Origin of the sequence: Rhodococcus sp. MALMAid1271 (assembly GCF_049195265.1) — a bacterium.
Classification (GTDB): Bacteria; Actinomycetota; Actinomycetes; order Mycobacteriales; family Mycobacteriaceae; genus Rhodococcoides.
This window is the reverse complement of the sequence record NZ_JBMIRQ010000044.1, coordinates 71,973-89,085: the sequence shown is the minus strand read 5'-3', so window position 1 is coordinate 89,085 and position 17,113 is coordinate 71,973. Positions and strand designations below refer to the sequence as shown.

Genomic DNA, 17,113 nt, shown 5'->3' with positions numbered 1-17,113 from the left:
ACGGGGTCAGGTGGGGTCGTACACCCCGGCCTGGACTGCCTTGACCAGTCGGCGCGGCACTCGCAACTCTCGCCCCTGAACACGCACCGTCACCAGATCGGGGGCGACTGCCTTCCACTGCGCCCGCCTGCTTCGGGTGTTCGAGCGCGACATCTTTCTCTTCGGAACAGCCATGATTCAGGCGTCCTTTCGGCTTCGGCGGCCGTATCGCTTCTCGAACTTCTCGACGCGGCCCTGCGTGTCCATCACGCGTGCGGCTCCGGTCCAGAACGGGTGCGATTCGGAGGAGACATCGACGACGATCAGGGGGTAGGTGTTGCCGTCTTCCCACTCGGTCTCGCGTGCGGACGTGACGGTTGACCTGGTGAGGAACTTGTTGCCGGTGCTCGAGTCCTGGAACACGACCGGGTGGTAGTCGGGGTGGATGCCTGGTTTCATTCTGTTGCCTCTCGAGATTGTTCTGCGTACGGGGATTCGCTGCTCTCGCAGGGGTCTTCGTGCCACTGGCCGAACGGGTCGGTCCAGGAGGACCAGGCCGACGGGTCGATCATTTCGTCGTCGGATACCAACGCCCACTGCAGGGTTCGGTCGATCTCGCTGGGGTCGGCGGCATGTACCAGGATCACCAGGGAGGTGTCTCGATCACCGAATTGCTCGTCCCACCGCAGCGCGGCCATCGCCCGCCTGGTGGTATCGACGCGGTCCTGTTCCACCGGAGTCATTGCGGCAAGCCACCTTCCGGCGCTCGCCACTCGTAGTCCGCCACCGGCAGATTCGATCCAGAGCGCCTCATCGGGCTGGGTGGCAACCCACGCCCTGCCCCGCGCCGCGACGACGCCGTCGAGCAATACGTCGATGGCCTCGTGCAGACGCTCCGGGTGGAACGGCCGAGTGGCGGTGAACTCGACGAGCGCGACCCCGCAGTCGACGGTCAGCGGCGGCTCACCGCGCAACAGCGGTGAGTGGGCGTCCGTGATCTCACCTCGCCGGGCATCGAAAGGAATGGACGCGAGCAGCGCGGGCGCGTCGACCATCGAGTCCTGCGAAACCCAGACGACGGGTGCGTTGGGTGCCAACCGCGCGAGGACGGCTGCGAGCCGGGCCCGCTCCCACGCGTCGACATCGGGTCCTGCGGTGACGACGAGCGCGTCGGCGTAGTCGACCTGCCCGACGACGAGCTGCGCGACGGTTCGATCGTCGTCACCGCTGGCGACGACACCGCGGTCGGCCAGCGCATCGTCGCCGGTGGCGTCGGCCAACCAGGTCGCGGCATCGAGACAGCCGATCACGGCCTCGATGCGAACGTCTCGGGCGGCCGGCCCGTCGATCTGCCCGACGACGCCCGCCACGACGACGTTCTCGACGGCCCAGCACAGTGCCTCGGGTTCGAGTGCGGGGTCCATCGCGAGCACGATGCGATGGACGTTGCTGCGCATGGACAGTGCGCGCAGCAGCGGCAGCAGGTCCTCGCGGAGCGTGCACGAGACACAGCCGTGTGCCAGTTCCAGGATGGTCTCGCGCGGGCTTTCACCCGACACGGACAGTGTGCGGCGCACGACGCCCTCGGTGACGCGGCTCAGGTCGTGGCGGACTGCGACGGTCCCGGGCGTCAGTAGCGAGGACACGACCGCGTCCATGGCTCCGGTCCAGCCGGAGACGAGGACCATCGGCGTTCGATCGTCCGGTGAGTTGTTCACGAGCACCCTTCTTTTCGACAACGATTGTCATTCCCTGTGAATGCACGCTACATTCGTCGTAGCACTTTGTCGAAAACGATTGTCATAACGGCAAGATAGGAACGCTCGTGTCAGCGCACTGCCAAGTCACCGGACGCAGCCCCGGATTCGGAAAATCGGTCTCGCACTCCCATGTGCGCACCAGCCGCCGATGGGACCCGAACATCCAGCGCAAGACCTACTACGCGCCGAGCCTCGGCCGCCGCGTCACCCTCACCCTCTCGGCCAAGGGCATCAAGACCATCGATCGCGACGGCATCGACGCCGTGGTGGCGAAACTGCGCGCACGTGGGGAGAAGATCTGATGAGCAAGAGCACAGACGTCCGCCCGATCGTCAAACTCAAATCGACCGCCGGAACCGGCTACACCTACGTCACCCGCAAGAACCGCCGCAACGACCCCGACCGACTTGTCATGAAGAAGTACGACCCGGTGGTGCGCAAACACGTGGATTTCAGAGAGGAGCGCTGAGCTGTGGCGAAGAAGTCGAAGATCGAGAAGAACGAGCAGCGCAAGGTCCTCGTCGCCCGTTGGGCAACGCGTCGGGCAGAGCTCAAGGAGACCATCCGCAAGCCCTCGAGCAGCGAGTCCGAGCGCGCGCACGCCCAAGCCGCACTGCAGCGTCTGCCGCGTGACTCCAGTCCGGTACGATTGCGCAATCGTGACGCTGCGGATGGACGTCCGCGCGGTTACCTACGGAAATTCGGACTGTCCCGCGTGAAAATGCGCGAGATGGCCCACCGCGGGGAGCTGCCAGGCGTCCACAAGTCGAGCTGGTAAAGGGAAAAGGTTTCAGATGGCAGTCAAGAGAGCACCGTCGAAGAAGGTCCGCGCAGAGGCAGGCCGTCGACCCAAGAAGAACCCGTTGAACGCCGCCAAGGTCACCACGGTGGACTACAAGGACATCAACCTTCTTCGTCAGTTCATTTCCGACCGCGGCAAGATCCGTAGCCGCCGCGTCACCGGGCTCACCCCGCAGCAGCAGCGCCAGGTCGCTGTCGCAGTGAAGAATGCTCGTGAAATGGCACTGCTGCCGTTCACCAGCCGCTGAATAAGTTTTCGAGAAAGGCCACGTAGCCGTCCGGCTGCGTGGCCTTTCTGTCGTTCCCAGCAAGAAATGAGCATTCGACGATGTCCGGCGTACTCGAGGGCTTCACCGTCATTTTCGTCGTCATCGCTCTGGGATACCTGCTCGCGCATCTACGAGTGCTCGGCGAACACGGCCAGTTCGTCCTGAGCCGACTCGTCTTCTTCGTCGCGACGCCCGCGCTGCTGTTCGTCACCCTCGCCGGCTCCGATGTGTCGGTCATTCTCTCGCCCACGCTGGCCGTCGCAGGCACCACTGCATTGCTCGTCGGTGCCATCTATTTCGTCGTAGCGAAGCTGGTGCTCACCCGAGCCGTGCCCGACGCGACCATCGGCGCGCTGGCGAGCTCGTACGTCAATGCCGCGAACCTGGGCATCCCCATCGCTGTCTTCGTACTCGGCGACGCCAACTTCGTCGCTCCCCTGCTGCTGTTCCAAATCATGATCTACACCCCGATCGCGGTGACGATTCTCGACATCTCGACCAAGATCGACAAGGTCTCGCTGTTCAAAACCGTCACGACGCCGTTCCGGAATCCGATCGTGCTGGCGGGCGCAGCAGGGCTCGTGCTGTCCGTTACCGGATTCGAGTTGCCCGAGGCATTGATGCAACCGTTCCGCCTGCTCGGAAATGCATCCGTCCCCGGTGCGCTGCTGGCCTTCGGACTCTCGCTCTACGGCGCGCGAGTACTGCAGAAGGGCATCAGTCCGCGGCGGGACGTGGCCCTCGCGACGGTGTTCAAGATGGCGTTGCAGCCGGTACTCGGCTACCTCATGGCCCGGTTCGTCTTCGGCCTGGAGGACCACGAGCTCTTCGCCATCGTCGTCATCTCGGCACTGCCCACCGCGCAGAACGTGTTCGTGTTCGCCAGCCGCTACCAGCGCGGTGTGGTGCTCGCCCGCGACACTGCGTTCGTGACCACGCTCGTCTCGATCCCCGTCATCGCGCTCGTGACAGTCTTACTCGCCTGAGCCGAACGCAAAGGTTCTCCTCAGCTCCCAGCGCTACTTTGAATGCATGAGGTTTCTCGCTGCAGGTGTCATGTTGTGCCTGCTGCTGGTCGGCTGTAGCAGCGCCACCGGTAGCGACGAGGAGACAACGCCGACGCGCAGTGCCACCAATCCTGTCGGCCTCGTCCAGCCGCCCAGCGCCCCTCCGGTTCCGCACGAGGTACCCGTCGGCGACGTCGGCACGATGTTCGAGCCGACACCGGATCTGCTTCGCGCCACCACCACTCCATTCGAATCGTGGAGCCAGGTCTCCCCCAATACGATCGCAGTGCATTTCGTGACCGGCACCCCCGAGTGCTACGGCGCCGACGCCACGGTCGACGAGACCGACACCACCGTCACCATCGAACTGCGCACCGGCACCCGGCCCGACGCCGCCGACAAATCCTGCATCATGGTGGCGGTCTACGCCACGATGCAGGTGACCCTGGCATCGCCTCTCGGCAACCGCACCATCCTGAATGCGGCCTGAACCCCACGACGGTAAGGTCCGGGCCGTGAGCGATCATCTCCCCGACCGAGATCGAAGCCGAGTGCGCGCCGCCGACGCCGACAGGACCCTCGTCGCCCAGCTGCTCAGCGATGCTTTCGCACACGGCCAGCTCACCGTGAGCGAGTACGACGAACGCACCGCGGCTGCGTACCGGGCCACAACCTACGGCGAGCTCGATCTGCTGACCAGCGATCTGGTGCTGTCCCCGCCACCGACGACAACACCATCCGGTGGCTCCTCGAACGACCGCGTGATCGCGATCATGAGCGGTGCCGTCCGCAAAGGCGAGTGGACCACAGCCGCACGCATCGATGCCGTCGCGTTCTGGGGAGGTATCGAACTCGACCTACGCCGAGCGTCGTTCACCACCGAGGAAACCACCATCAACTGCGTCGCCATCATGGGCGGCATCGAGGTCACCGTGCCGCCCGGAGTGAGCGTCGAGGTCCGCGGCATGGGCATCATGGGCGGTTTCGAGCACGTCAGCGCAACACATCCCGGTGCACCGCGCGTTGTCATCACCGGCTTCGCGTTCTGGGGCGGCGTGTCGGTGGACATCAAGGCAGCGGAGAAATAACTACGATCGCCGACGCTTGAGGTAGTCGGTCACCACCGCAGCACCGAGGCCGTCCAGATCGGGCGCGATGACCCGTCCACCCACTCGCTCGGCCATCTTGTCGACGACACGCGCCAATCCGGGATCGTCGCCGAGCCGGAAGATCGTCACCTGCGCACCGAGTTTGGCGACGGTATCGAGCTCCCGCACGGTCAGTCCCAACGTCCTCGGCGACGGCGGGTAATCGAAGTACGCGTGACCGTCCGGTTCCAGGTGCGCCGTCGGCTCACCGTCGGTGACGATCAACACCACCGGCTGTGCATTGGGATGCCTGCGCAGATGACGCACCGCGAGCATCAGCGCGTGGTGCAGATTGGTGCCCTGGTCGTAGGCACCGTCCAATCCGGCCAGCTCCGATGCCGTCAACGTCTGTGCGTGCCTGCCGAATCCGATGAGTTGCAGATCGTCGCCGCGGAACCGGGTACTCACCAGGTGATTGAGCGCCAAGGCGGTGCGCTTCATCGGCACCCAACGGCCGTCCATCACCATCGAGAACGAGGTATCGACCAGCAGTGCCACAGCGGCCTGTGTTCGGGTTTCGGTCTCGCTGATTTCCACGTCGCTCACCTGCAGCTGCACCGGAAATCCGGAACCCTCGGCCGCTGTACGCACTATTGCGTTGGTGACGGTACGCGTGACGTCCCACGGTTCGGTGTCGCCGAACTCCCAGACCCTCGACGCTCCCGTCGGCTCCCCCATCGCACCTGCCTTGCGGGTGTCCCGCTCGCCTCCTCGACGAGAGATGGTGCCCGCCACATCTTTCAAGGCCGATTGGCCCAGCTGACGCATCGCCTTCGGCGACAAGCGCCACTGCCCGTCGGCACCCTTGTCCATGAAACCCTGCTGTCGCAACGCCTTGTCGATCTCGGCGAGCATCCTGGCGTCGGCCGCCGCCTCGGGGCCGAGCTGCTTGCGCAGCGCGTCGGCGTCGATATCGTCCAACGCGGCACCGTTGTACTGCTGCGACAGCTGATTTCCCAGATTCTCGAGATCGGCGATGTCCTGCAGTGCCCCGGTACCGTCGCCCAGACCCATACCGTTCTCGCCGCGGAAGTTCTGCGAACCGTCCCAGTCCTCACCGGGCCTGGCCTGCTGCAGATTCTGATCGAGCCGATCGAGCTGGTTCAGCAGGTTCGAGTCGCCGAAGGCCTGCTGCGCCAATGCATCGAGCTCCGCGCGCTGCTCGGGAGTCAGCGAGTTGCGCAATCGTTGCGCTGCGGCTGCCCGCTGAGCCAGGGAGTCCAGCAGCTCGTCGACATTCTTAGGATTCTCCGGAAAATGCCGGCCGTGCTTGTTCATGAACTCGTCGAACTGCTCGTCGGTGTCCTCGCCCTTGTTGTGGGCATCGAGCAGCTCGTTGAGGTCTTTCAACATCTCGCTGATGGCCTGGCGGTCTTCGTCCGTGGCGCCTTCGAGGGCTTGCTTCATGCCCGCGAAGCGCTGGTCGAGCATTTCGCGTCCGAGCAGGTCCTTGATCTTCTCGTAGTTCTCCCGCCCTTCGGAGGAGCGCCAGTCGTAGTCCGACAGCTCCTGCACCGCCTGGGCAGTGGACGGCGAGAGATCACCGATCTGCATCTCCTGGAACCGCGCATCGTCGTCGAGGGCACGCGCCAATGCCTTGCGCTCCTCGAGCACCGCCTTGTCGAGAAGCTCACGCACCTCCTGCAACGTGCCGTCCAGGTTGTTCTTCTTCAACAGATCTCGCCGACGCTTGGCCGCCTGCGCGGCCAGGTCGTCGAGGCCGCGCATGTTCTTCGTCCCGCGCCGCAACATCTCCTGCAATGCGCGCCGCGGCGACGCACCCTCGAGCACCTCCTCCCCGATGGCGTCGAGTGCCTCGCGTAAATCCACCGGCGGCGCAAGGGGATCCGGCCCGTCGTGGTATCGCCCGTATCTGGAGCGACGCATCAGCTGTACACCGTCTGGCCGTCGTCGTCGGGGTCCTTGGAGATCCGCCGCGCGAGGTAGAGGCCTTCGAGAGCGAGTTCGACGGCGGCGGCCTTCTCGCCGTCCGAGGTCGCGTTCAGCCGCTCGTGGATATCGCCGATGACCTCCACGTCCGGCAGCTCGTCCAGCAGCGCTTTGGCGGTGATCCGGTCTCCGGTGACGATAGGCTCGCCCGTCTCGACGGCTGTCACCAGCGCTGCGAGATTTATGCCTCCCAGATGTGCCCGCACGGTATCGGCCGTCGCGCGGCGAAGCATGTGTTCGAGGACCTCGACTTCCCGTCCCTCTTCACCCGATTCGAATTCCACCTTGCCGCGCAGTACCTCGATGATGGTGCCGAGATCGACCGGACGAGCCACAGGCTCCGCCTCACCCAGTATCGCGGCTCGATGCACGGCCGCGGCAGCGATGGTTTCGGCGGCCGCGATCGCGAATCGAGCGGAGACACCCGAGCGCTGATCGACCGAGGGCGACTCCCGCAGCAGCCTGGTGAATCGAGCCAGCACCTCGAGCAGATACGTCGGGACGACGGCCTGCAGATCCGCTTCCTGGTCGATGACGGCTACCTCGTCGTCGAGCTCGAGGGGGTAATGCGTCCTGATCTCGGCACCGAAGCGGTCCTTGAGCGGGGTGATGATGCGTCCGCGATTGGTGTAGTCCTCGGGGTTGGCGCTCGCCACCAACATGACGTCGAGTGGCAACCGCAGCGTGTAACCGCGGACCTGAATGTCGCGTTCCTCCATCACGTTGAGCAACGACACCTGGATGCGCTCGGCGAGATCCGGCAGTTCGTTGATCGCCACGATGCCGCGGTGGCTGCGCGGGACCAGTCCGAAGTGAATGGTTTCCGGGTCGCCGAGGCTGCGGCCCTCGGCCACCTTCACCGGGTCGACGTCACCGACAAGGTCGGCCACCGAGGTATCGGGGGTCGCGAGCTTCTCGGCGTAGCGCTCACTGCGGTGTCGCCACTCGATGGGCAGGTCGTCGCCGAGTTCCGCGGCTCTACGGATGCTCGCGGGCGTGATCGGCTCGTAGGGATGCTCACCGAGCTCGGCCCCGGCGATGACCGGCACCCACTCGTCGAGCAGCAGATTCAGGGTGCGCAGCAAACGTGTCTTGCCCTGCCCTCGCTCGCCGAGCAGCACCACGTCATGACCGGCCAGAATTGCTCGCTCGAACTGCGGCAATACCGTCGAGCCGAATCCGAGAATCCCCGGCCACGGATCTTCGCCGTCCCGCAGGGCCTTCAGAAGGTTCTCCCGCAGCTCTTCCTTGATCGACCGCTGCCGATGGCCGGATGCCGTGAGTTCACCGAGAGTGGAGATGCCAGGTTTGGTAGAGGTCACTTCTCCACGCTACGAGCGTTTGGCACTTGCTGCCATCCAGTACTCCGCCGAACTCGAAGTTATGGACGAAATTCGCGCAAATTCCGTCCATAACTTCGAGTTCGGCGGTCGATGCACACCGGGGCCCGAGATCAATTACAGGCGCATAACTGTGGACAACTATCTTGTTCATCCACAACCGGCGCTCGGCCCACTTTTCGCCTGAATCCGATGCCACTGTGCGTGGATGGACAGCGCACCGTTCGTCGGATCCGAGGCAATCGCCAACGGACTCGTCACCCGTCAGCAACTTCGAGCCCAGTTTCGACGAATCTATCGTGACGTCTACATCGACCCGGGTAGCGAACTGGACGCTCCCACCAAAGCAAGGGCAGCGTGGTTGTACTCCCGAGGTAAGGCGGTGGTCGCAGGCGTCAGTGCCGCGGCAATCCACGGATCGCGCTGGATCTCGGCAGACCAGGATGCCGAGCTCATCTGGGCCGAACACAGACGGATGTTCGATGGGCTCCGGATCGGCTTCGACAAGCTGGCACCGAACGAAATCGAGACAGTGGATGGAGTGGTCGTCACCACCGCCGCCCGAACTGCCTACGATCTGGGCCGTCGCGCACCCTTCGGCACCGCCGTGGCACGTCTGGATGCATTGTGTCGTGCGACCGGGGTTGGCATCTCGGACATCACCCGGCTTGCCGAACGTCATGGTGGGGCGCGCGGGATCGTCCAGTTGAGAGCCGTACTCGACGTGGTCGACGCAGGTGCGGAATCACCGCAGGAGACGCGTACCCGACTGGCACTCATGGCCGCCGGCCTGCCTCGACCGCAAACACAGATCGAAGTGGTGGGGTCGGACGGCAGAGTGTTCGCGCGCATCGACATCGGATGGGCACGCTGGAAAGTGGCGGTGGAGTACGACGGCGAGCAGCACTGGTCCGACGAAAGGCAGCGAGCCTGGGACATCGAGCGTCAACAATTACTCGAAGCACTCGGCTGGACCGTGATCAGGGTGAGCGCACTGCAACTGCGCACCGATCCATGGGGCATTGCGGCGCGGGTTCGCGACAAGTTGCGCGCAGCGGGGGCAAAGGTCTAGCCGAGCTCGAAGTTAGGGACGGATTTCGCCGGAAATCCATCCCTAACTTCGAGTTCGGCGGGGACGCTCAGTGCGCGAAGTGCCGCGAACCCGTCAGATACAGCGTCACTCCGGCATCCTGCGCCGCGGCGATCACCTCGTTGTCTCGAACCGAACCACCGGGCTGCACAACGGCTTTGACGCCCGCATTCATCAGCACCTGGAGGCCGTCGGGGAACGGGAAGAACGCATCGGAGGATGCCACGGATCCCACTACCCGATCCCCTGCCCGCTGCACCGCGAGATGGGCAGCATCGACGCGATTGACCTGCCCCATTCCGACGCCGACCGAAGCACCGTCGTGGGCCAGCAGAATCGCGTTGGACTTGACGGCTCGTCCTGCCCGCCAAGCGAATTCGAGATCCTTCAGGGTCTGCTCGTCGGCAGGCTCGCCGGCCGCAAGGGTCCACTGGGCAGGATCGTCGCCCTCGGCGTCGAGTACATCGCGCTGCTGCAGCAGGGTTCCGCCCGAGATCGGCTTGAGTTCGACGCCTGCCTTTGGCGGTGCCTGCGCCAGCAGCACGCGAATGTTTTTCTTGCGCTTGAGAACTCCGAGGGCACCATCGGCGTAGGACGGCGCGATGATGACCTCGGTGAAAATCTCGGCTACCTGCTCGGCCATCTCGACGGTGATCTCACGGTTGGCCGCGATGACGCCGCCGTAGGCACTCACGGGGTCGCAGGCATGAGCCTTACGATGCGCCTCGGCGATGTCCTCGCCGACGGCAATGCCACACGGGTTCGCATGCTTGATGATGGCGACGGTGGGCCCGGAATGATCGAACGCCGCCCGCCAGGCCGCGTCGGAGTCGGTGAAGTTGTTGTACGACATCTCTTTACCGTGCAACTGCTCCGCCTGCGCGATGCCCGAGCCGGCAGGATCGACGTACAGCGCTGCCTTCTGGTGCGGGTTCTCTCCGTAACGCAGCACCGCCGAGCGGTCCCAGGTTCCGCCGATCCACTCCGGGAACGAGGACTCGGACTCGACCAGCACGTTGCTCATCCACGACGCCACCGCAACGTCGTAGGCCGCGGTGTGTTGAAATGCCTGCGCCGCAAGCGAAGTGCGCTCCGCGAGGGTGAACCCACCACCGGTGACGGCCGTGAGCACGTCCTCGTATCGCGATGGATCGACCACCACGGCTACCGAGGGATGGTTCTTGGCGGCGGCGCGCACCATCGAGGGTCCGCCGATGTCGATCTGCTCGACGCATTCGTCCGGGGTTGCGCCACTGCTCACGGTCTCGGTGAACGGATACAGGTTCACCACGACCAGCTCGAAGGCCTCGATGCCCAGGTCTTCGAGCTGCGAAAGATGTTCGGGCTTACGGGTATCGGCGAGGACTCCAGCGTGGACACGGGGATGCAGCGTCTTGACGCGACCTTCGAGGGTCTCGGGGAATCCGGTCAGATCCTCGACCTTGGTGACGGGGATTCCCGCGTCGGCGATCTTCGCGGCGGTCGATCCGGTGGACACCAGAGCGACGCCCGCACCGTGCAGGCCGGTCGCAAGTTCGATCAGTCCGGTCTTGTCGTAGACGCTGACCAGCGCGCGGCGCACTGCTTTACGTTCACTCATCGGATTATCTGAGCCTTTCGTCCATCGGAGGTGATACCTGTGGCGGCCACGGCTGCGATCACGTCGACCAGCAACCGTCGCTCGACAGTTTTGATGCGTTCGTGCAACGCCGGTTCGTCGTCGGTGTCGAGTACCGGGACGGCTTCCTGAGCCAGGATCGGGCCGGTATCGACACCGGAATCGACCAGATGAACCGTCGAACCGGTTACTTTGACGCCGTGATCGAGGGCGTCCCGAACGGCGTGTGCGCCCGGGAACGACGGCAGCAGTGCAGGGTGAGTGTTGATGATGCGTCCGGCAAAAGCGTCGAGAAATCGTCCACCGAGGATTTTCATGAAGCCGGCGGTGACGATCAGATCGGGCTCGTGACGCAGGACGGCATCGGTGAGCGCGATGTCCCAGTGGGCCCGATCGGCATAGTCCTTCAGCCCGACCCGAAAATGCGGTATCCCGGCCTCGTCCGCACGGCGGACGGCATCGCAGTCTCGATCGACGCCGACGGCGACGATGCGGGCCGGGTAGTCCTGTGCTTCGGTGGCGTCGATCAGCGACTGCAGCAGCGAGCCCGTCCCCGATGCGAGGACGACGACCCGCGCGGGTGTCTCACGCAAGGCAGTCAGCGCACTACTCCTGAAATATCGAGGCGGATCGATCGAACCAGCGGAAAGCCTAGTCGCTGCGCCCCGCGCACCTACCGGGCAGGTCCGTCCTGTGTGCTGCTCGACGCCTCGTCCCCGTCGACGGGTGGGGCGACGATCTCGGCTTCCAGAGGCTCGTCGGTGCCCGACTTGGCAGATGATTCGGTCGCCTCTGCGGTGTGTGATTCGACCGGTTCGCCCGGAACTTCGTCCACGACCTCCGCTTCGACGACATCCTCTGATTCGGCGACGACCTCGGACGGTTCGGTGTCGGAGGGTTCGGTGGGAGCCGCTTCGATGGCCACGGCGGCGGTCGGCTCGACCGGCTCCTCGGCGGCGGGCTCGGTGGAGTCCTCGGTGGCGGGCTCTGGTTCTGCTCGACGCCACACGACGACAGCTGCGGAGACCGAGCCGATCACGCCCAGCCACGCGAATGTCAGCAGCCCGAAGCTCCACACCGTCACCTCGACGGTCCCGAAGGTTCCGAGGTTCCCACCCGCGACGTATCCGAGCACTGCGGCGAGTGAGCCGACTGCCGCTGCGATCACCCACACCGAGGACAGGGCAACCTGCACGTCGACGCTGCGGATTGCGCAGTCACGGCCGAGCAACAGCCCGGCACCGATCGGAACGACGAGCATCACGGCCCAGATCGCCTGTGCCGGGCCGTCGGGGAAGACGGCCAGGATCGGCAACGGCGGAAGCGGGCCGCCCGTCGTGGAGAACAGGCTCACCGCTGCATCGCCGAACCCGGCTGTCGATCCGGTCGCGACGGCGAGTGCACCCACCAGGACATTGGGCAGGTACAGGATCGACAGAACTGTGAGCCCGAGCATGCCGACAACATCGTGGCCGCGTTCGAGCAGCGATCCGGCGGTCTGCCACGAAGCGAGCAGGGCGAACAGCACGACCGTGCCGCCGCCCGCCGCAAGCAGTGACAGCACCCGCACCGAGGGCGCGACGAGCGCACGAACCCAGTCCGGGAGTCCGCGGCGGACCACCAGCGAGTCCCAGCGCGCCGACAACAATCCCATTCCGGAAGCAGCCGCATGTACGCCCGCGACCCAGGCGAAAGCGACGAGCGCGTTGGGGCTCGACAGCCCGATGACCGCCGACGCATCCTTGGCGACGGCCAGAGCAACGGCCGTCACGGCGAGCGGGCCCGCGATCGACGCCGCCACCACCCACCGAACCATCCGGGTGTCGGTCGCAGTGTGCACCGCGTGGTGGACCGTGCGGGCCACGGACCAGCCGACGATCACCGTCGGCAGCAGGGGCGCGACGCCGAGGGAGGTGCCACCGATGCTCAGAGGCACCAGGTGCACGGCGAACCACGACGCTGCGATCGCGCCGAGAGTTCCGGTCAGATCACTGTTGACCGAGACGAGGGTGATCAGAACGAGCGTCGTTGCGATCACCACGACCAGTCCTGAGGTCTTGAACGCCACCGCGGCGAGCATCCGCGACTGATCTGGGCTCGGCCCGGTGCCGACGCGGGCCGTCGGGCCGGCGGCGCGTCGAGTGTCTCGGTTCAATAGATCGCTCATCACCACGAGAGTTGCATCAACTTCGCCGCGCACCTGTCAGGCGCGCCGCGAAGCCGGTCGTGATGGCCGAATTAGTCCCGTTTGCCCTCTTCGTCCGCGGCGGGAGTGGCACCGAAGGCCTGGGTGGGTGCGCCGTAGGGCGTCGACTGTTCGCCCGTTGCGGGCTCAGCGGGAGTTGCGGGCGGCTGGCCGTACCCCGGGGGCTGACCGTACTGGTACGGATTCGGCGGATATGCCTGGCCCGCGGCGGGGCCACTCGGGCCGGTGTACGGCGGCGGCGAGTAGCCGCCCTGTGGCGGGGTGTAGCTGCCCTGTGGCGGGGTGTTCGAGCCGGACGGGCCACCGTACTGCGGCTGACCACCCGGGTAGGGCTGCTGACCCGTCGACGGTCCGCTCGGTGCCTGACCAAAGTTCGACGGGGCACCCGGGTTCGAAAGTCCGCCGGTGGCCTGTCCGTACGACGGCGGATTGCTGTAGTTCTGGGACTGCGAGGGCCCGCCGAACGATGTCGTGGGCGCGTTGTACGGGTTCTGCTGGCTGTATGCGGACGGCGGGTTCTGGTTGCCGAAGCCGGCCGCCTTGGGCGTTGGAGCCTTGACGATGCCCGCGTCGAGCAGCAGCGAGACCACAGCGGCGGCGGCCTGGACGAACCCCAGCACGAGAACCAGGATTGCGCCGATACCGAGCGAGGTGGTGGTGCTGGCGAACTCGTTGCCGTCGGAGCTCGGCAGGCTGAACGACTCGAAGACCAGCACCAGGAAGCCGGTGATGGCCAAGGCCGCAACCACGGCCTGGTTCTTGGCGTCTTTCTGCACGAGCGATGCGCCCGCTGTCAAGCCCGCAACGAGCAGCAGCGCCACCGACACTGCGCTGCCACCGGATGCGAAGAATGTGGTGCTGAACGACGTCTGAATGCTGCTCGGCAGTTGCTGCGCCGAGCTGACTTCGGCAGTGACGAGATCGAGCAGCCCGAGCAGGAAGTTGACGACGCCGAGGCCAAGCACCACGAAGATCAGAATCCTCGGCAGGTTCGACGGTCCGACACGCGGCGACTTCGTCTGGGGCGCTGAGCTTCCGGGCGCGCCGGGTGCCGAGGTGCCCGGCACGGGAGGTCCGAAAGGATTGGAGACGGTCGGCTGATGAAACGGCTGGCCCTGGCCGGGCTGCCCTTGACCCTGGGCAGGCGAAGGGGGCTGATTCGGCGAGGACGACGGGCCGTAGGACGGTCCACCTCCGCCGTAGCGACCAGAGTTGGAGCCCCCTGATTCAGGGCCGCCGGGCGAGTAGGTCATCGCGTCTCCTCATCCTGATAGTTACGTACCCCAGGTCGGTCGGGTCCTTTCGACTCACGCTACTGCAAGGACCCGACCGATCTCGGCACTCCAGGTCAGCGGGCCGCGACGAGCTCCTGGTCGTTGGCCTCGGCAGCCTCGAGTTCCCGAACGAGCGGCAGCACTCTGGCTCCGAAGTACTCGATCTCCTCCTGGAAATGCAGGAATCCACCGAGGATCAGGTCGACGCCGCGGCGGCGGTAGGCGACGATCCGCTCGGCCACTTGCTCCGGCGTTCCGATCAACTGCGTTTTGAAGCCGTCGTTGTACTGGACGAGATCCTCGAACGACGAGTCGGCCCACATCCCCTTCTTGTCTCCTGTCGAGTTGCCCGCCTGCTGCACCGCACCCTTGAATCCCTCGACAGCGGGCTTGTTCGCCTTCTCGATGATCTCGCGCAGGGTATCTCGGGCTTCCTTCTCGCTGTCTCGCGCGATGATGAAGCCGTTGAGCCCGAACTTGACCTCGCGCCGGTGATCCCGCGCGACGCGTCGCAGGTTGTCGATCTGCTCGGTGACGCCGTCGAAGTCTTTGCCGTTGCTGAAGTACCAGTCCGAGTACCGTCCGGCATTCTCTTGCGCTGCAGACGAATTGCCACCCTGGAACAGCTCGGGGTTCGGGCGCGCGGGGGTATTGAGCGGCTTCGGCTTCAGGGTGAAGTCATGGATCCGATAGAAGTCGCCCCTGAAATCGACGTCGTCCTCGGTCCAGATCTTGCGCAGAACTTGCAAGAATTCTGCACTGCGACGGTGCCTTTCGTCGTGTTCGAGCCACGGCTCACCGAGGTGGGTGAACTCGTCCTTGAACCACCCACTGACGACGTTCACCGCGAACCGGCCGTTGGACAGATGGTCCGCCGTCGCGCCGAGCTTGGCCAACACCGCCGGCTGCCACAGCCCAGGATGAACTGCCGCAATGACTTTGAGTCGTTCGGTGGCCAACAGCAAGGCGAGCGAGAAGCTGGTGGACTCGTGTTGGAACTCGGCGCCGTAGCTTGCCTCGTAGCGAACCTGACTCAGGGCGTATTCGAAGCCGTTGTTCTCGGCCGTCTGGGCCAGCTTCTTGTTGTACTCGTAACTCCAACTGGTGCGCTGCTCGATGGTGCTGGTGACCAAGCCTCCCGAGACATTGGGTACCCAATACGCGAATTTGACGGCGTCGGCGATCTTTTCGGTGCTCATGTTCGTGTCATCCTTCTCGTTCGTGTCAATGGTCCATTCACGCGCTCAGACGGGGTTGCACTGCTCCCCGGAAGTTGGACTGAGTAATTCAGTTCCGACTACCGGGGAGTTTTGTATGCGTGCACGAAGTTCACTTACCGAGGATCAGCGGGTCGCGGCGGTAGCGTTGTTCGAGGATGGTGTGGGTGCCGTCTCGGCTGCTGCGAAGGTCGGTGGCGGGACGGGCGCTGTGGTCTTGCTCTACGACCGGTGGCGGGTTCGAGGAAGGAATGCGTTGGTGGAGAAACCGGATCGACAACACTTCTCGTTCGAGTTCAAACTCGCTGTGGTGCACCGTGTTCTGGCTGGAGAGAACAAGATCGAGCTCGCCCGCGAGTACGGACTGTCGTCGGCGAAAATCATCGAGCCCTGGGTCCGCGGATACCGCCGCGACGGCGACGAGGCGCTACGACCGAAACGGGCAGGTCGCCGACCGGCACCGGCGGGAGTTGATCCGGGTGAGGCCAGCGAGCTCGACCGCCTGCGTGAGGAGAACGAGCGGTTGCGGACGCAGGTGGCGTACCTGGGAAAATTGCGGGCCTTGAGGGAACAGGGACGACGGTGAAAGTTCTTGCCGTCATCGCCCTCAAGGCGCAGTACCGACTCGATGTGCTGCTCGACGTCGCCGGCCTGGCTCGCTCGACGTTCTTCTACCGTCAGGCACAGTTACGCAGGCCCGACCCGAAGGCCGCATTGAAAGCCGCGGTGACCAGGGCATTCGAGACAAACCACCGACGCTACGGGCATCGACGCGTGCACCGAGTCCTCGTCGATGCAGGGTGGCGGGTGGCGAAGAAGACGGTGCTCGCGTTGATGCGTGAACTCGGGTTGGCCTGCCCTGTGCGACGCCGTCGACGGTATGTCTCGTATCAGGGACAGGTCGGGGCGGTCGCTGCGAACATCCTCGACCGTCAGTTCACGGCGGCGGCCCCGAATCAGAAGTGGGTCACCGATGTCACCGAATTCCGGGTCGGGGACGCGAAGTTGTATCTGTCTCCGGTGATGGATCTGTTCGACCGCCAGATCATCTCGTATTCGATCGGAAAGTCCCCGACGACGGAGTTCACCAATCGTTCCCTGCGGGCAGCATTGGACACCCTCGGTGAACAGGATTGCCCAATTGTGCACTCGGATCAAGGATTTCACTACCAGCACTCGTCGTGGCGACGGTTGCTGGCCAATGCGGGAGCTATCCAGTCGATGTCACGCAAAGCGAACTGCTACGACAATGCGATCATCGAGAACTTCTTCGGTCACCTCAAAGAAGAGATGTTTCATCACACCCGATACCTGAACCTCGACGCCTTGCACACCGCGATCGAGGACTACATCGACTGGTTCAACAACGACCGCATCTCGCTACGCCTCGACGGCCTGAGCCCGGTGCAATACCGAGCCCAGGCCCTCGCAGCCTAGGATTTCCATTAACGGTC

General features: G+C 64.7%; 20 protein-coding genes. 10 read left to right on the top strand and 10 right to left on the bottom strand.

What is annotated here, in order from left to right:
* Nucleotides 1-6: 6 nt before the first annotated feature.
* Genes rpmF through mrf form a run of 3 tightly spaced genes read right to left on the bottom strand, consistent with a single transcriptional unit; the run spans nucleotide 7 to nucleotide 1,667 of the window.
* Complete coding sequence (gene rpmF / locus ACOQFP_RS03470; protein WP_341244846.1) at nucleotides 7-174, bottom strand: 50S ribosomal protein L32; 168 nt, start codon at nucleotides 172-174, stop codon at nucleotides 7-9.
* A 3-nt stretch (nucleotides 175-177) separates the two neighbouring features.
* Nucleotides 178-438 carry a type B 50S ribosomal protein L31 gene (locus tag ACOQFP_RS03465; RefSeq protein ID WP_121870664.1) on the bottom strand — a complete coding sequence of 87 codons (261 nt, stop codon included), beginning with the start codon at nucleotides 436-438 and terminating at the stop codon, nucleotides 178-180.
* Complete coding sequence (gene mrf / locus ACOQFP_RS03460) at nucleotides 435-1,667, bottom strand: ribosome hibernation factor-recruiting GTPase MRF (protein ID WP_421583460.1); 1,233 nt, start codon at nucleotides 1,665-1,667, stop codon at nucleotides 435-437. Before mrf ends, ACOQFP_RS03465 begins: the two co-directional genes overlap by 4 nt.
* A gap of 137 nt (nucleotides 1,668-1,804) precedes the next feature.
* Between mrf and rpmB the strand changes: the two genes are divergently transcribed.
* From rpmB to ACOQFP_RS03425, 7 genes are all read left to right on the top strand, one after another.
* The gene (gene rpmB / locus ACOQFP_RS03455) at nucleotides 1,805-2,041 is read left to right on the top strand and encodes a 50S ribosomal protein L28 (RefSeq protein WP_206488242.1); all 237 of its coding nucleotides are present in this window, start codon (nucleotides 1,805-1,807) and stop codon (nucleotides 2,039-2,041) included.
* The gene (gene rpmG / locus ACOQFP_RS03450) at nucleotides 2,038-2,208 is read left to right on the top strand and encodes a 50S ribosomal protein L33 (RefSeq protein WP_206488769.1); all 171 of its coding nucleotides are present in this window, start codon (nucleotides 2,038-2,040) and stop codon (nucleotides 2,206-2,208) included. The genes rpmB and rpmG overlap by 4 nt, the downstream gene beginning before the upstream one ends.
* 3 nt (nucleotides 2,209-2,211) lie before the next feature.
* On the top strand, nucleotides 2,212-2,517 hold the full coding sequence (gene rpsN / locus ACOQFP_RS03445) for a 30S ribosomal protein S14 (protein ID WP_341244847.1): 306 nt from the start codon (nucleotides 2,212-2,214) through the stop codon (nucleotides 2,515-2,517).
* A gap of 16 nt (nucleotides 2,518-2,533) precedes the next feature.
* Nucleotides 2,534-2,788 (top strand): 30S ribosomal protein S18, encoded by a 255-nt coding sequence (gene rpsR, locus ACOQFP_RS03440; RefSeq protein WP_008719028.1) that lies wholly within the window; start codon nucleotides 2,534-2,536, stop codon nucleotides 2,786-2,788.
* Between the two features lie 80 nt (nucleotides 2,789-2,868).
* The gene (locus tag ACOQFP_RS03435; protein ID WP_421583456.1) at nucleotides 2,869-3,795 is read left to right on the top strand and encodes an AEC family transporter; all 927 of its coding nucleotides are present in this window, start codon (nucleotides 2,869-2,871) and stop codon (nucleotides 3,793-3,795) included.
* Nucleotides 3,796-3,841: 46 nt separating this feature from the next.
* Nucleotides 3,842-4,306, top strand: a complete 465-nt coding sequence (locus tag ACOQFP_RS03430) for a hypothetical protein (protein ID WP_341244849.1) — start codon at nucleotides 3,842-3,844, stop codon at nucleotides 4,304-4,306.
* 25 nt (nucleotides 4,307-4,331) lie between these two features.
* A complete protein-coding gene (locus ACOQFP_RS03425) occupies nucleotides 4,332-4,904 on the top strand; it encodes a DUF1707 SHOCT-like domain-containing protein (RefSeq protein ID WP_421583455.1) in 573 nt (190 codons plus the stop codon).
* Here the strand turns inward: ACOQFP_RS03425 and ACOQFP_RS03420 are convergent, their stop codons facing one another.
* Both ACOQFP_RS03420 and ACOQFP_RS03415 read right to left on the bottom strand, forming a co-directional pair.
* Nucleotides 4,905-6,851, bottom strand: a complete 1,947-nt coding sequence (locus ACOQFP_RS03420) for a vWA domain-containing protein (protein WP_206488232.1) — start codon at nucleotides 6,849-6,851, stop codon at nucleotides 4,905-4,907.
* Nucleotides 6,851-8,236: a sigma 54-interacting transcriptional regulator gene (locus tag ACOQFP_RS03415; protein WP_206488230.1), complete on the bottom strand. Its 1,386-nt coding sequence runs from the start codon at nucleotides 8,234-8,236 to the stop codon at nucleotides 6,851-6,853. Before ACOQFP_RS03415 ends, ACOQFP_RS03420 begins: the two co-directional genes overlap by 1 nt.
* Nucleotides 8,237-8,462: 226 nt before the next feature.
* Here ACOQFP_RS03415 and ACOQFP_RS03410 point away from each other — a divergent pair, with 226 nt between their 5' ends.
* Entirely contained in the window at nucleotides 8,463-9,326 is an 864-nt protein-coding gene (locus tag ACOQFP_RS03410; RefSeq protein ID WP_421583454.1) for an endonuclease domain-containing protein, read from the top strand.
* A 67-nt stretch (nucleotides 9,327-9,393) separates the two neighbouring features.
* On the opposite strand, the gene purH is transcribed toward ACOQFP_RS03410, so the two are convergent.
* The 5 genes from purH to sfnG form a co-directional block, all read right to left on the bottom strand.
* The gene (gene purH, locus ACOQFP_RS03405; protein ID WP_341245100.1) at nucleotides 9,394-10,944 is read right to left on the bottom strand and encodes a bifunctional phosphoribosylaminoimidazolecarboxamide formyltransferase/IMP cyclohydrolase; all 1,551 of its coding nucleotides are present in this window, start codon (nucleotides 10,942-10,944) and stop codon (nucleotides 9,394-9,396) included.
* The gene (purN, locus tag ACOQFP_RS03400) at nucleotides 10,941-11,555 is read right to left on the bottom strand and encodes a phosphoribosylglycinamide formyltransferase (RefSeq protein ID WP_421583453.1); all 615 of its coding nucleotides are present in this window, start codon (nucleotides 11,553-11,555) and stop codon (nucleotides 10,941-10,943) included. The genes purH and purN overlap by 4 nt, the downstream gene beginning before the upstream one ends.
* An 80-nt stretch (nucleotides 11,556-11,635) precedes the next feature.
* Nucleotides 11,636-13,129, bottom strand: coding sequence for a DUF6350 family protein (locus ACOQFP_RS03395; protein ID WP_421583452.1), 1,494 nt, complete (start codon nucleotides 13,127-13,129; stop codon nucleotides 11,636-11,638).
* A gap of 71 nt (nucleotides 13,130-13,200) precedes the next feature.
* Nucleotides 13,201-14,421, bottom strand: coding sequence for a DUF5336 domain-containing protein (locus ACOQFP_RS03390; RefSeq protein ID WP_421583451.1), 1,221 nt, complete (start codon nucleotides 14,419-14,421; stop codon nucleotides 13,201-13,203).
* A gap of 95 nt (nucleotides 14,422-14,516) precedes the next feature.
* Entirely contained in the window at nucleotides 14,517-15,641 is a 1,125-nt protein-coding gene (gene sfnG / locus ACOQFP_RS03385) for a dimethylsulfone monooxygenase SfnG (RefSeq protein ID WP_421583450.1), read from the bottom strand.
* Nucleotides 15,642-15,756: 115 nt separating this feature from the next.
* Here sfnG and ACOQFP_RS03380 point away from each other — a divergent pair, with 115 nt between their 5' ends.
* Both ACOQFP_RS03380 and ACOQFP_RS03375 read left to right on the top strand, forming a co-directional pair.
* On the top strand, nucleotides 15,757-16,245 hold the full coding sequence (locus tag ACOQFP_RS03380; protein WP_421583449.1) for a transposase: 489 nt from the start codon (nucleotides 15,757-15,759) through the stop codon (nucleotides 16,243-16,245).
* Nucleotides 16,242-17,096, top strand: coding sequence for an IS3 family transposase (locus ACOQFP_RS03375; protein ID WP_421583448.1), 855 nt, complete (start codon nucleotides 16,242-16,244; stop codon nucleotides 17,094-17,096). The genes ACOQFP_RS03380 and ACOQFP_RS03375 overlap by 4 nt, the downstream gene beginning before the upstream one ends.
* The last annotated feature ends 17 nt before the right edge of the window (nucleotides 17,097-17,113 follow it).